A 15636-nucleotide genomic window follows, 5' to 3' on the forward strand; every position below is an offset into this window, starting at 1 on the left:
TTCAATCCTTTCATCGTGCCGGCCGGACTTCTGATGTCGATGACATCTCCAAGAATGACTTCATGACCGCCGGCAGAATGCCTCCATTCCTAAAATAGTGCAATTCGACTTCGCTGTCCAATCGTACAATCGCCTGGATCGTGAACTTCTTCCCATCTTCGCCGAAAATGGTTATATCAATAAGCTGGCCCGGCTTCCAAGAAGACGGATCGCCTGTCAGCCTATATTCCTCCCGGCCCGTCAATCCGAAATGGCCGGCCCCTTGCCCATTCAAGAACTGAAGCGGCAGCACGCCCATCCCGACGAGGTTGCTCCGGTGAATCCGCTCAAAACTTTCCGCAAGAACGACCTTCACTCCGAGCAATGCCGTTCCTTTTGCCGCCCAATCTCGTGAACTACCCGTCCCGTACTCCTTGCCCGCAATGACGAGGAGCGCCGTATTCAATTTACCGTATTCAATCGCGGCATCATAGATCGGCATGATATCACCGGTCGGCAGGAACTTTGTGAACCCGCCTTCCTTGCCTTCCGCCAGCCGGTTGCGGAGCCTCACATTCGCAAATGTGCCCCTCACCATGACATGATGATTTCCGCGACGCGATCCATAGGAGTTGAAATCCCTTGGTGCCACGCCCTGTTCTTTCAAGTAGCGGCCCGCCGGCGTTGATACGCCGATCGAACCGACCGGAGAAATATGGTCGGTCGTAATCGAGTCGCCAAGGTACAGCAACGCCCGCATCGGCTTCAGGTGATCGCCTTGTTTCAATCCGGCTGTGCCAAAGAACGGGGATTCGCGGATATAGGAAGATGCCTCATCCCATTCAAAGAGCCGTCCCGTAGTCGAACTGATCGCATTCCAAGCTTCATGCTCGTGAATATCTCGGTATTGCTCAGTGAAAAGCCCTTCATTCAGGACGGAACTGACAATCTCTTCGATTTCAGCGGAAGACGGCCATAGGTCTTTCAAATAAACCGCATTGCCGGCGCTGTCTTTGCCGATCGGTTCACTCGTCAAGTCAACACGCACGGACCCTGCCAGCGCGAATGCGATGACGAGCGGCGGAGAGGCCAAATAGTTCGCTTTGATGAGCGGGTGGACACGGCCTTCAAAATTCCGGTTTCCGCTCAGCACCGAGGAAACGATAAGGTCATGATCTTTGACGGCGTTTTCAACTGCCGGATCAAGCGGGCCCGTATTCCCGCAACAGACCGCACAACCATAGCCATCGACGAAGAAACCGAGCGCTTCCAACTGTCCGAGCAGTCCGGACCGCCGCAAGTATTCCGTCACAACCGTGGAACCCGGCGTCAGGCTCGTCTTCACAAAGTCCGGAACTTTCATCCCGAGTTCTACCGCGCGCTTCGCGACAAGCCCCGCGGCAACCATGACGGACGGATTAGACGTGTTCGTGCAGCTTGTAATCGCGGCAAGCACCAATGAGCCCGTCTTCAACTCAACGTTTTCATCCAACGGGACCGTCTTCAAAAGTTCGCTTTCAGGCAATCCATAGCCATACGATTCAACAGGCAAACCGATCGCCTCTTCGAAACCTTTTTTCAAGCTTCCCAGTTCCACGAGATCCTGCGGTCTTTTCGGACCTGCGAGACTCGGTCGGATCGATGAAAGATCCAGTTCCAGCACTTCCGTGAATTCCGGTTCCGGTGAATCGGACGTCCGCAGAAGGCCCTGCAATCCGTAGTACGCCTCCGCCAACGCCGCATCCGCACTCCTTCCCGTGCTCCTCAGATAATCGAACGTGATGGCATCCGCCGGGAAATAGGCCATCGTCGCCCCGTATTCAGGTGCCATGTTCGCAATCGTCGCCCGGTCCGCCAACTGGATGCCGTCAAGCGCCGGCCCTGTGAACTCCACAATCTTCCCGATGACTTGATGCTTCCGGAGCAGATTTGTCACGGTCAATGCACAGTCAGTGGCGGTCACCCCTTCCCTTAAAGCACCTACCAATCTTACGCCGACCACTTGCGGCACATTCAAATGGATCGGCTGCCCAAGCATGGCCGCCTCCGCTTCGATGCCGCCCACGCCCCAGCCAACAATGCCGAGGCTGTTGATCATCGTCGTATGGGAATCCGTACCGACCAACGTATCAAGAAATACGTGGGTCCGCCCTTCCTTCTCTTCCATGCGGACACCCGTCGCAAGGTATTCCATATTCACTTGATGGACGATGCCGGAAGCCGGCGGAATGACATTGAAGCGATCGAATGCCTGCTGTGCCCATTTGACAAAACGGTACCGCTCCTCATTCCGTTCATATTCCCCCCGCAGATTCTCCCTGAATGAATCCTTGCTTCCCGTCACATCCATGATGACGGAATGATCGACGACGAGATCGACAGGAATCCGGGGATTGATCGCTGAAATATCGCCGCCTTCCGCCTCGACCGCACTTCGCATCGCTGCCAGATCGACGATTGCAGGGACACCCGTGAAATCCTGCAGGATGACCCTTGCCGGGATGAAAGGAATCTCCTTATCAGTGAACTGGGAGTCCTTCCAATCCGTCATTATCCGGATATGCTCCTCCGTCACAAGCGTCCCGTCCTTTTGTCGAATCGCACTTTCAAGAAGCGCCTTGATCGAATAAGGCAATCTGTCGATACCGTCAAATCCGCATTCCGCCAACTTTCCAAGACATGCATAGGCATAGGTTTTCCCTTCCAACTCGAATGTGGCTTCCACGTTCTTTATACTCGTCATCCCATTCACTTCCTCACTCCAAAACTGTCTTCGCGACTGACTCATCCAGTTCTTCGTATTCAAAGTATTTGATCGTCTCGTACAATTCTTTCCGCGTCTGCATCTTCTCCACCGCATCCTTCTGCGAACCCGTTTCGCGGATCAGCTGGTAGACATCCTGAATCGCCTTCGCCGCGATCCGAAGGGAAGTCACTGGATAAATGACCATCTTGTATCCCCATTCCTCGAACTGTTCCGCCGAGTAATAAGGGGTTTTCCCGAACTCGGTCATATTGGCGAGAAGAGGGGCATCGACAGACGCCGCGAACTTCCTAAACTCTTCTTCCGTTTGAAGCGCCTCCGGGAAAATCGCATCCGCTCCCGCCGCCATATAGGCTCTTGCCCGTTCAATCGCTGCATCGATCCCTTCCACACCCTTCGCATCCGTCCGGGCAACGATTGCCATATCGGCATCCGCTTTTCTCGCCGCAATGATCTTTTCGACCATCGTCTCCGTCGAAACTAGTTTCTTTCCATTCAAATGACCGCATTTTTTCGGCAAATCTTGATCTTCGATTTGTATCGCAGCGACGCCGACTTCTGCCAATTCATGCACCGTCCGCGTAACATTCAAGACGCTCCCGAAACCGGTATCGACATCGACCAGCAGGGGCATGCCCGTCGCACGGATGATCTGCTTCGCCCGGTCGGCAAGCTCCGTAATTGTGAAGAGACCGAGATCAGGCATCCCTAGGCTCGCGGAAAATGCGGCGCCAGACAAATAAATCGCGTTGAAACCTTGTTCTTTCGCCAAGATTGCAGCCATCGCATCGTGGGAGCCCGGAATTTGGAGGATCCCGTCTTCTTTCAATAATCTTCTCATTTCGATTGCAGGGTTACCGCCTGCAGTCCTTACAAGCCAGCTCATGCAAGAACCTCCTTCTTAACTTCGAAAGAAGCCATGATATCTGAGTACTCCTCTACCTTGTCCAATGCCTTCAATAAAGAAATCCCATTTTGACGTTGCTCTGCACTGAGGAAGCCGTCTGTAAGCCTATGGAACTTCTCGTAGATCTGGTCGTCCGTGAATGGGTTTCCGCTGTGACCTGCGGGATGTTTCACCATCTCCTGCAATGTCGTTCCGTCTTTCATCTTGACCGTGATCCGGTTCGGATTTCCGTCAGGATAGCCCGCATTCATTTCGTCTGTCACTTCGATTGTCATGAGGTCTTTGATCCGTTGAAGCGTCGATTCCGTCTTCAGACGTTTTTCGGCGAAGGTGTCGATGTCGATGTGCCCGTCCTCCAAGGCGGCAATGACGATGAACGGCAATGAGTGGTCCGCGGTTTCACGTGTTTCCGGCGCCCATTTTTGTTCATCTTTCGCAAGGATATCAAATGCCATCTGGAATGTTTCGATATGGATGGATTCGACGTTTTCCATTGAATCAATCTGCTTATGCAGCAACAGAGCCGCCTCGATTGCGCTTTGCGTCATATATTCAACTGCCCAATTTTTCACATACGTTTTCAGGATGCCTGATGGACTCGCGACGCCTTGGAATTTATTGAAGACCTCTTCGATATCCAACTTTTTATTCAACATTTGATAATTGAGTCCCATCGTGCCGACAATCGGTTCATACGGTCCTTTCATTCCGCATTCGACGAGCTGCAATGCAAACACCGCGTTGCGCGCCGCATTCGCTGCCGCTACGGCTTTCCACATGGAAATTTCACCATTTCGCGTCTGCCTCATTGCCGCATGCGGCACAATGGCCAATGCGATGGCCTGCTCTGTCTGCTCCTCCGTGAAGCCGAGGAGATTCGCTCCGCCGACCGCTGTCGCCAGCGTAATATAATTCACATGATCCCAGCCATTGGATTTCAAGCTTGCGCTGTCACAGAAATTGACGCCGACTTCATAGGCCACCGCAATCGCGGCAATGAGCCGTTTCCCGGAGAGGCCCCGCTGTTCCGCCAACGCAAGTAATGGAGCGATGACATCACTCGGATGGAGCGGCTCAACTGATAAATACGTGTCGTTGTAATCCAAATAGCGGATGGCTGTTCCGTTTGCGAACGCCGCAAAATCGACTGCGGCTTTGCGATCCGTGCCGATGACTGTTGCCCCTTTTTCGCTCTCATAGCGGTACGCCATTTTCCTTGCAGCCGTGGAAGCGTCATACTGGTAGCCCGAAATGAGGCAGGCGAATGTATCGATCACCCGGCGCTTCACTTCGTCGATGACTTCTTCTGACAGGCTTTCATAGGTGATTCTGCCCGCGAACTCTGCTAAAGTTTTCGTGATTTTATCTGACATGGTTATTCCCTCCGATTGTTTTTTTAGTGAGTGAAGCCTCATTCAGGCGTCATAGCTTTCAGGGATATAGAGATCCCCTTTCATGATTCTTCTTGCAGTGCGGTCAAGCCCTACATAGTCGACATCCTGTAGATCTTGTGTCAACCGCACACGTACTTCAGCAATTCCGTCAGGATGCCCGATCCGGATGATCCGCTCTTCAGTCGACGCAGATAAGTTCGAGCAACGGTTCGGCACCGTGCCTGGAAGAAGGCAAGCCGCGGCCAAGTTGTATAGACCGCTTCCGGCAAACGTCCGATGAAAACGGTTCATCGATACCATTTTGGCAACGATGTCGACATCGTCTTTTGCGATCCGTTTTCCGGAGGACGTTGTATAGTCCATCGGCGATGCCACGATTGCAATCTTCGGAATCGCTTTCGATAATGCGGCGGCCTCCACTGTCTGCTTCAACCCCATGCGACAGGAACCTTCCCGGCGCATTACTTCGAGCAGTTCCAGAAGTCCCGGCCGGGCGGTTAAATCATTGAATAATTCCTGGCCTTCTAGTCCGAGTGATTCTGCTTCTATATAAACAAAGGGATTAACAAGATCAATGAGCGAAGCGGCATGGCCTTTCCCTTCCGTATGCAAATCAGCCACTTTTCCGGCCGGCAATGTATACCCCGTCTTCCCGCCCCCCGGCGATAGGATATCTACAACAATTTTTGCACCGGGAAGCCGCAAACCAGGCATGAGGTAATCACCGGAAGTTCTTGCGCTCGGGCGATTTGAGCCGGTCGAAGTAGGCAGATTCACCAATCCCGCTGATGCCGCTGGATTGCTGACAGGCACTTGCAAACGGATCATCTTGCCGATATTTGTATTGAACGCATAGACAGTCACTGATTCGGCTCCCTGCGGCACTTCGACCAATCCTTCATCAACAGCAAAAGGTCCAACCGCGGCCATCAGGTTTCCACACGTCCCTTCCGAATCGACAATTTCCTCCGCAATCCCGATCTGAAAAAACGTATAATCCACATCCGCGCCTTCCACAGAAGGCGGCCCGATCACAACCACTTTACTCGTATGCGACGTCCCGCTCCCAAGCCCATTCACTTGGGAAGGATTATAAGCATCAATACCCTGAAGAAAAATCTCCTCGATTTCCCTCTGATTATCCGGCAGATCCTTTTCATGAAAAAACAGCCCCCTGCTCGTCCCACCACGATAAACCGCACAAGGCACACTAAATTGACTCACATCATCACCCCTTTTGTATAATTGTATACAATTTTATAAAAGGAAGCAAGAGTATTCCGTCAGTTTTCGTTGGTGCCTTTTTTTGGTGCCTGTGTAAGACACATTTATGACTATTCAACCGTCCGTATGAATATCCAAAGCAAAGTCAGCCGTTTCACAATACGGCTGACTTTGCTCTTTTAAATAATTCAATTGTAGTTAATAAACTGAATAGTGTGCTGCACAGGCACCTTATCTGATTTGTTGCCCCACCTGCGCAAAATCCATTTAGTCTAGAGATAGTCCAGTTATCGCACTACTCATATCGCCCACTTCCCCTAACACCGTAACTAATCCACCTGTTGCTGTTTTAGTAAACTCTACATCCCTCAAGCAAAGGATGCCTGACACGTCCACTTCGGTGCCGAACAGATAGCGTCCGCTTACATCTTTCATGAGATGAATATAGTCAATCAACTCACGCAAGCCTATAGATGCGTATGACGGATTTGATGTATTCTTCACCTCGCCGACGACTACTTTAGAAAGTTTATCAGACTCTTTATCGTATATTTCCAACAAAAAATCTGGCCGCCCACTCCAATACGCATCTGATTTGTTCTCGTTAAATAGTTCACGGGAAAGATTTCTATATTCAATGGCAGCGGGATATATCCTTTCCAAATAAGGGTGAGCACTGTTCGCAAGCTCATCAATTTCCACTTGGAACTTTAAATTCCGAGAGCCTGTTGAATCATGGTAGAGATGATAGACATGATTTCCGCTCTCCCATGAGGCCATTTTGTTTTGGGTGCCGTCCAGCAAATGCAACTGACCTCGTTTCGCATTCACTTTTACTAGTTGAATAAGCCAGTATAACTCGAATAATACATCCCGGTTTTCCGGTGTAATCATTGTCTTAGACAGGACATGGCGGATATCTTCCTGATCATACGAGCCTCTCATCATCTTCCTAAAAAGAATTAGTAAATTAGCTGCTTCCCTATACAGTGGATTCCGGTGCTGCAACGTCCTAACGAGTACACGGTCCGTGACAGGAAAAGTCTCGATACGTTGGATATAGATGTTTTTCAAATAGGTATAGGCAACATTGTTTTTGAGCCCATTCCATTTCTGAAACCAACGTCTTTGTTCAACCGCTTTAATTGTCGGGTCTTCAAAAAGCAATAAGTAAAGGTTTTGCAACAACTCTTTTAGAACAATGTTCTCAGGGTTATTATACGAGCGCATACTTTCCGATGTAGAAAAAATGGTTGGATCTTTGTAATTTTGCCGAAGGCGTTCCTTCATTGTTTCCGGCCAATCAATTTGCCCTCTTATCTCACCATTATGAGTGGCTGTTTGTACGATGGTCGTTGTTTTGATTGTTTGGATATTATTAGGCAAGTTCTCCACAAAACCCATCGTCTCCGGCAACAACAGGAAACGGATTTTGAGCAGATCCTGTACATTCGAGATTTCCATATTCATGTTTGAAAAGAATGAACGGAGCGACACGGTTCCATCCTTCAAATAGCCATGAAGATAACCTGCTACTTCTTCTAACAACTCCTCATCTGTTTTCTTCATTAGAACAAAACATCTTCAAAAAAATCGTCTACAAAATCATCAAGCTGCTCTATTGAAATGACTGCCTCTGTTTCATCGACGATTTCCCTGATGAACTCTCTTATTTTCAGGATGGAAAGCCCTTCAAACTGCGGCAACACATACAGAATGATTGGTGATGTAAAGTCCTCGTTATCCATTGTATGCTTCGCAATGTCCTGCACGATCGCCGGCCCGATCTTACGATATTTATTAATAAGCTTCCAAATCTCCGCTAAGATATCGACATAAGGGTAATCCGTAATCTCCCAGCTCGCTAAGTATTGATTGAGCAAATCACCGTTAATTTCTTTAGGAATCCCTACGGGAATAAAAGCAAAACGGCGCATGAAAGCATAACTCATTTCATAGAGCGAGGATTTATCTACCGTATTCATCGTCCCGATTATGCGCCAATCGTTTGGCACGACATACGTAAAGGCATTTTGTTCATCGGGTTGCTCCTTCGACTGTGGTTTAATTTTTATCAATTGACCACTCTTATCCTCAAAAGGTAAAAAGACCTCATCACCAGCCAACACGGAAAACAATGAACCAAATGCTTTATCGATATCCGCCCGGTTGATTTCATCGATCACTAACCATTTATTAATCTGCTCATCGGTACTTTTGTCTTTGAAGCATTTCAAGAAAATACCTGCCTCAAAATTCAAATCTCCATTCCGGTCCGGCCGATACCCACCGATTGTTTCATACGTTGACCAATTGGAGGAAGCGGTCACCGTCATCGGATTCATTGCGAATAACTCACAGACTTTATGCGCCAGCTTCGACTTCCCGGTGCCAGGCGGTCCTGTCAAAATAATATGCTTACCATTGAGAATTGCAGTCGTTACCTGTTCGAAAAGAACTTCCTCATTCTCAAATACGATATCCTCGCCAAACGTAGTAGCGTTCATGGAAAGCCCCTGAGAATCGGTGATATTATCTTTCGGAACATCAGCTGGCTTTGAACCTTGCTCAACTTTACGCCATTTTTCTGCAATCGTTTTTGTATCGTAAAAATCAACCTTCTCCTGTCCATATTTTTCTTCAAGCCGTTCACGGATCATCAAAAGTTTTTCATCCGGATCCTCTGTTGTGGAATCATCAGTTATGTAGTTGAACGCTTTAATAATCTGATCTTTATGCCCCCAGCTCGCAATCCTTTCAAACTTATCGGGCATCACCAAATGGAGAAAGATATGTTGCATTTGCACCCGCTTCCCGATTTTCTTCCGAGTTGATTCGGCAAACCGTTTTAAGTTGACAGGGTCGTGCAAAATCTCTTTTCGCTCTTCAAAGGATAACTCTTTCAGATGTAAGGCGATAAGAATCAGGTAAGAGATTTCATAAAACTTACTCGTGTTGTAAAACGTCCCTGTAGATCCCAAACCGTACTGGAGACTTTTTAAAATCTCCAAATCATCATGTATATCGATTCCTTTCCAAGATGCAATAACCGACAACTTTTTCAGTTTTGTTTCATACTTAATTTTACGAGGGAACAGATAATAGACAAACACTAGCTCAATAACGAGCTTGTAAACTTCCTCCGATTCATGTTCAAGCTGCTTTTTCAGCTTATCTTCAAAACTATCACCCGAAACATCAGGATTATTCACAAATATTTGTTGCAATCGACGCAAATTAGCAAGGGTCCATATAGGTTCATCCACCCATAAAAGCGAATCATTCTGAAGCAAACATCTTTCGCTCCATTGTCCTGCAGCTGAATAGATCGACTTGCGATCCCCTTCGTTCTTCACATGATAAACAGCCATTTTTAAACCTCCTCATAAGCACCTATTCGACAAGAGGTTATAAAGTCCTTTATTATTTTCATTACCTTTCCCATATTAAAAAGACTACTCAATGACCACTTATGAAGTTTGTTCCGACTTTGGCCAAAGAGGAAGATCACTATTTTAAAAATGAATGTCAAATAGCCCCCTCCTCACCGTAGATGGGGGCTTGTCACTTCTTATATCATCTGAAAATCAAACGTCTCCACTTGACATGTTATCTTACGGACCTATCCAGGCAGAGATTACAATGTATTTAAAAATGCCTATTCACCCGATAAGCATCATCCTTCAATTCTTGCACCATCTGATAGTTCACGATTGTATCATAAGGGCGATTGCCGAGATTGCTTCCTTCCATTCGGACTTTCAACAACATTGCGTTCGTCAATCTGCTTGCATAGGAGGATTTGCTTATTTCCGCAACCAGCCTAAGCCCACCAGTCAGGTATACCGCTGTCTTTTTCTTTTCAATCGCCTTATAGTGAACGATATGATGCAGGAAGAACCATATGCACGTTGGGCTGGACGGTGCCTCGCTTGGAAACAAGTACAATCCATCTGCACCGCCGATGACTAAAGGTGGCATATCAATGTCACCTAGAATATATTTCGAGCCTTCTCTTGCCCCTTTGTAGCTGGAGCCATGATTCTTGAAGACTTTATCAATCAGTTTTACAGGTGCGATATCAACCCGGAAGACCCCATTGGTGGTGTAAACGTCTGTTACAAGCTCTCCCACCTCATTAAACACACTGACATATGCAATTGTATTTCGTTTCATGAACACCGAGTAATCTTTTCTCATCTGTAACTCCCCCTTGTAAATTAAAGTTTACGATTTATCGTAAGAAGGAGTATACTAACTATAGGTTGGTTAACTCCAACACGGTTCCTCAGGTGTCTGTCTTGCCGGACTTGTCGCACCTGGGGATTTCCATTGAATAATCGGATCACACTTCACTCACCTCCTTCAAAACCCTTGAACCATCCCGTAAACAGTCTGGTTGTAAGCGTTCCCATTCCGTGTGTGGAATTCCTCTAGTCTTTTTCACCTTGTTTATGACATAGTGAATATTCACTATTCACACTCTATTTAGTATATAATGAAATAAATTAATAGTCCACAAATTATGGCAATTAACTTGCTTTTTTGTAGATTTCTGGCGGAAATCCTCATCTTCTGTCATAACGGTCATCAAAAAGTGAACTACGTCAACAACCCGTAGTCCACTTCTCTTCCCACTCTCGTTATTGACCTGCTGCGATTATCATCTCCCTCAGCTTCTTCATCATCCTTTCCCTTCTTTTCTTCACGCCTGCAACTGAAATACCCGCCCGTTCTGCGCACTCTGCCAAGCTGCATTGTTCGACAAACGTCCATTGGATAAACGCTTTTTCGTGAAGGTCCAGTCGTTCAATCGCGTCATGGAGTAAATGATACACTCCCTTTTCCTCCGCACCCAAACGATCAATGATGACATCATTGATGGCAGGCATGATGCGTTCTTCGAAGCGAGCCTCCCGCTTCAATTCATCCAGCATCGCACCTCGGATACTGCGGTAGGCAAAAGGCGTAAAATCCCCCTTCTCCGTATCAAACCGTTCCCAAGCCTGCCATAACGCGATTCTCCCAACTTGCCTATACTGTTCATGGTCTCGGTAAATATTCAACGTTCGGATCGAGTGTGAAATCATCGGTTCATATTGCACTAAGACATCTTCAAATCCCTGCATGGTGAACTCTTTCTGATCATGCATGATTCCTTGTATTCCCGGGTGATTTCATCGTACCGATCCATAGAATTGTTCACCGAACGAGAAAATTCATTCTGCCCGACGATTCTTCAACTTTCAAGGCGAAAACCGTCGTTTTCCTCTAAAAATGTGTTAAAACTGCAGAAATGACCTTATTTTTGTTTCTTACTAAAACAACCACCCATTCTCACGACTTTACGTGGAATGGATGGTTGTGTTTTGAACTGATTAACTTGTGTTGCAGCGAGAATTGGTTGCGTTGCGTTCATGTTAGGTTGTCTTACGAGCGGGTGACGGCTTTTTGCAAGCTTATTCACCCTTTTAGTTATTCTTCCCTCTCGTCTGCTCTGCTCGATATAGGAAAATTGCCATTTGACCACGGTCAACGAATTTTCCTGGGGAGAATTCATCCGGACCTGTGCCAGTGGTAATGTTCTTTTCCATTAATCCTGTCAGATAAGGGGCATAGAATGCATTGGCATCTACATCTTTAAATTGCCCGGATTTCCATGGGTGCCTCTCAATGTTATAAGCATGGGCGATCAGTTTAGCCATCTGACCACGTTGAAGTTTGTCATTCATACCAAAACTGCCATCACCATAACCACCCATTAGACCATGATACGCTAGGACGGCAATATACGGATAAAATTCATGATCGGTCGGAACATCACTGAAGTTCGGATTTGGCACTTCTTGGCCAGGATCCAAGTTAATAGCACGTACGACCATTTTAGCAGCTTGTCCTCGTGTTACCGGATCATATGGACGGAACGTTCCATCGCTATACCCATGAATGATATCGGCTTCATTCAGCTCCATTACCGCCTGGTAAGACTTCATGTTGGGATGCATGTCACTGAAAACACCTTGAGCTGATATATTTGAACTGAATAATGCGCTAAACACCAATCCTAATACTGTCACCAAAGACAAAAGCCTCACAGACTTCCTCAATTTTTATTTCCTCCATTCTATTGAACTATTATTTCAATACTATAAATAGACAAGATGGAGTAAATTTAAACCGCTTTTTCGCCAAACTTTGACAAATTTATTGCTAAACTATTAAAAGGTTATCAAGTTTTTGTTACAGGCTTCGTGTTACGTGCTAGTTACCGATACAATTAGCAAATCTTATAATTAAATAGAAACTTAAAGAAGGCCTTGCAAGTTGTCTCTGCAGAGCCTTTTTACAATTTACGATGCAGTGATTTTTCCTCTACACAAGATCAGAAAGAAGCCAACCGGGTATCCGTGGTAATTTCAAAATCACTTTCCCACGGGCTTCCCGGCCGAATGAATTCCTTATGTCTACAGTTGTATAGCCAGTTACGACATGAGCGTTCGTCACAATAAAACTGCCCCAATTCTGCTATGCATATATCCAAGAGAGGTTGAAGAAGAGCTAATAAAAAACCAGATTCCCTTGATATCAGGAATCTGGTTTTTTGATTGAGCAATAGAAATAGTCACTATCCTACTCTAACATCTACATCTTTATAGTTACTGGCTGTCTTATGTTTAATAGGTTGCCTTACATACCAAGCGAGTACAGCTAACCAAATAACCATTCCTAGAGCCAGAGAAATACCATGGTCCAGGTTAAAGCCTTCCGGTGCATAGAAGAAATACGTACTGACCACCGCGCATGAATAAAGCCGCTGGTCCCGGTGCCGGTATATACTATCACTAATCCTATAAAACACAAAAAGACCAATGGTGGTCTTTTTGTGTTCCCTTTATTTATTCATTCACCAATTCCACTTCACTAGCCTTAACAAATCCTACGCGATGATTAAAGAAAATTTGATAATATTCATCTTCACCCAATACGACTTGATTGGTGTCTGGATCATTAAAATATTTTGCATGGTAGTATGATGACTGAAAAGGCCCCGTCGCCACATAGATTTGACCTTCGGGAATATGATACAGAGGGGCCGTGCTTCCTTTTGCCCAATCCTCAATTCCTGTTCCCTCATAAGCCTCATCTTCTGGATAAGCAGCACCATATACAGGAATTTTATCGAATCCTGCCTTCGGTGTCACTAATTTCCCACTACCAGGAACCGTATTCTTACCCTTTGGATTATGAAACCATGCCTTTTGTCCGCCATACCATATAGCCGTCCAATCTCCTTCTAAATCTACCTGATAGAAGCTTTGACCAATTGCTGCTTTGTTACCCCAATCATTGATTTGCAAGGAGCCACCATAACGGAGGTGTGGATCTTTAATAGGTTTTGCATCAAAACTCGGCTCCGTGTATAACTGTATTAAACTTGCGGGTTTCGGATCTAGAGTTTGAGAACCGTACGTAAATGTAGGCTTGTTTTGTTTATAATTTGGATTAATTGTTACAATGTTACTATCTTTATCCCCTTTACTTGGGTTAATCGGTTCACCTAATAAATTAAAAAAGTGTGACCAGTCCCAGTAAGCACCAGGATCCCAGTGCATGGCGGATTGTCTTGCCGGAGTTAATCCTGGAACCTCATCATGTCCTAGAATGTGCTGTCTATCGATCGGAATATCATATTTTTCCGCTAGGTATTTAATAAGTTTTGCTGAAGAACGATACATTTGCTCACTGTACCAATCATACCCTTCCACTGCTACTCCTTCATGTTCAAATCCGATAGAATGGGCATTGAAATACCAGTTACCCGCATGCCAACCAACATCTTCATTCCTTAACATTTGTGTAATGGCTCCTGTTTCAGAATCTAACACATAATGCGCACTTACATAAGATCTATTCCGAAAATGAGCAATTGCCGATTCTGCAGTTCCTTCGATATCGTGGATAATAATATAACGAATATCTAAACCATCGTTCGGTCTCTCCGCAATATCGTAGTTCCCGTAACTACCCGGATCACTTGAAAATTGCTCATAAAGTGCAGGTATAAACGTACATTCTACACCATTCGGACAATCTGCCCCCGTTTTCTTCGCATTTCGTAATGGAATATTTTTGGCAGTGTCTTTATTCGGTACGACATTTTCTGCCTGTAATATTACCTCTTGCTGATTCATTGTTGTTCTTTTCGCTCCATTTTGAATCGTCTTATATACTTCATCTGCGAAGGTCTCTGCTACACCTCTCACATCAGAACTACTATATTTCACTACTGCACCATACCAATCTGCAGGATTCGTTGATACTTCCCCAACTGTTTCTTCTGCATATTTGGCAAGTAACGCAGCACCACCCCGAATATTTTGCGCCGGGTCATTCTTTAATTCATTCGGATCAACATCGATTAATTTCGCCGCTTGGTTTAAAGTATTGACGGACGAATCTTCATCTATCTCCTCTGTTGTTGTATTATTCTTTCCACTTGCATCATGATTTCCTTCTATCTGTACGAGATTCATTACCCCGTGACCACCGACTTCACTTTGTCCTTCATGGTTATCCCATCGTGATTGGTGATAGCTAACCGCCATTAAGACACTTTGCGGCACATTAAATTCTTCTGCTGCTTCCGCAAATGCTTGTTGTAAGAAATCCGTATCTTTCTCTGAAGCATTTGCGGACTCTTCAATCGTCTTCATTGATAAAAGAATTAAACTAATTGAAATCAACGATATTATACTGAGTCTTGCCAGTTTTCCGACATTAACTCCCATACCTTTCCTACCCCCTTTAGTCTTGTTAGATAAGAATTTCGTTCTATCCAATCTATATTCCTGCATATTTCTTGAAAACAATTCTTTATAACCAATTCAGAAGGAAGATATACCTATCCCTATCGGGGGGTCTGCCCCAATGGCCATCAAGCTAATAAAAAATAAAGTGAAATTTTATTAAACATTATTTTTTATTAGCTATTTCTTTTTACGTTTTTCCAATCAAAATAAGCACATAAGGAAACCTTATTTTTAGATTATTATAAGGGAATAATTAATTAATGATTTTATAGATCTTTCTATATAAATCTACAAAACTATTTTGTTTTATATAACGTTTTGGGGAATAAATTTTTATTTTGTGGTGTAAGGTTCTGGAACAATTCGAGTTCTATGAGAACCTGGTTTCGATGAACAATATCCGTAAGAACTGGAACATGCAATAGCATCATCAATTGGACGTAAAAAACGGTAACAAGTTTCAGGGCAATTCAGAATTCAATAAGAACCCAGTACCCGAAGTTAATAGATACCTATATGTTTGATAATGCGGTCATCGAGAGTTTTTTCTCACATTCG

At 45.5% G+C, this 15636-nt stretch carries 10 protein-coding genes; all 10 read right to left on the reverse strand.

The annotated features are described in order from the left end of the window. Positions 1–10: 10 nt before the first annotated feature. Positions 11–2722, reverse strand: coding sequence for an aconitate hydratase AcnA (gene acnA, locus ACFPTP_RS16175; RefSeq protein WP_381446934.1), 2712 nt, complete (start codon positions 2720–2722; stop codon positions 11–13). Between the two features lie 13 nt (positions 2723–2735). Next, a complete protein-coding gene (prpB, locus tag ACFPTP_RS16180) occupies positions 2736–3629 on the reverse strand; it encodes a methylisocitrate lyase (protein WP_381446937.1) in 894 nt (297 codons plus the stop codon). Beyond that, positions 3626–5023, reverse strand: coding sequence for an MmgE/PrpD family protein (locus ACFPTP_RS16185; RefSeq protein WP_381446939.1), 1398 nt, complete (start codon positions 5021–5023; stop codon positions 3626–3628). Before ACFPTP_RS16185 ends, prpB begins: the two co-directional genes overlap by 4 nt. A gap of 42 nt (positions 5024–5065) precedes the next feature. Continuing rightward, on the reverse strand, positions 5066–6268 hold the full coding sequence (locus ACFPTP_RS16190; RefSeq protein ID WP_381446941.1) for a PrpF domain-containing protein: 1203 nt from the start codon (positions 6266–6268) through the stop codon (positions 5066–5068). A gap of 267 nt (positions 6269–6535) precedes the next feature. Beyond that, positions 6536–7837: a hypothetical protein gene (locus tag ACFPTP_RS16195; RefSeq protein WP_381446943.1), complete on the reverse strand. Its 1302-nt coding sequence runs from the start codon at positions 7835–7837 to the stop codon at positions 6536–6538. Further along, on the reverse strand, positions 7837–9639 hold the full coding sequence (locus ACFPTP_RS16200; RefSeq protein WP_381446945.1) for an AAA family ATPase: 1803 nt from the start codon (positions 9637–9639) through the stop codon (positions 7837–7839). The genes ACFPTP_RS16195 and ACFPTP_RS16200 overlap by 1 nt, the downstream gene beginning before the upstream one ends. 277 nt (positions 9640–9916) lie before the next feature. Then, positions 9917–10468 (reverse strand): competence protein ComK, encoded by a 552-nt coding sequence (locus ACFPTP_RS16205; protein WP_381446947.1) that lies wholly within the window; start codon positions 10466–10468, stop codon positions 9917–9919. 443 nt (positions 10469–10911) lie between these two features. Next, positions 10912–11421 (reverse strand): sigma-70 family RNA polymerase sigma factor, encoded by a 510-nt coding sequence (locus ACFPTP_RS16210; protein ID WP_381446949.1) that lies wholly within the window; start codon positions 11419–11421, stop codon positions 10912–10914. 318 nt (positions 11422–11739) lie between these two features. Further along, positions 11740–12375 carry an S-layer homology domain-containing protein gene (locus tag ACFPTP_RS16215; RefSeq protein ID WP_381446952.1) on the reverse strand — a complete coding sequence of 212 codons (636 nt, stop codon included), beginning with the start codon at positions 12373–12375 and terminating at the stop codon, positions 11740–11742. A gap of 789 nt (positions 12376–13164) precedes the next feature. After that, the gene (locus ACFPTP_RS16220; RefSeq protein ID WP_381446954.1) at positions 13165–15057 is read right to left on the reverse strand and encodes an N-acetylmuramoyl-L-alanine amidase; all 1893 of its coding nucleotides are present in this window, start codon (positions 15055–15057) and stop codon (positions 13165–13167) included. Between the last annotated feature and the right edge of the window lie 579 nt (positions 15058–15636).

The organism is Sporosarcina koreensis, from assembly GCF_042655825.1.
In the GTDB taxonomy this organism is placed as follows: Bacteria; Bacillota; Bacilli; order Bacillales_A; family Planococcaceae; genus Sporosarcina; species Sporosarcina koreensis.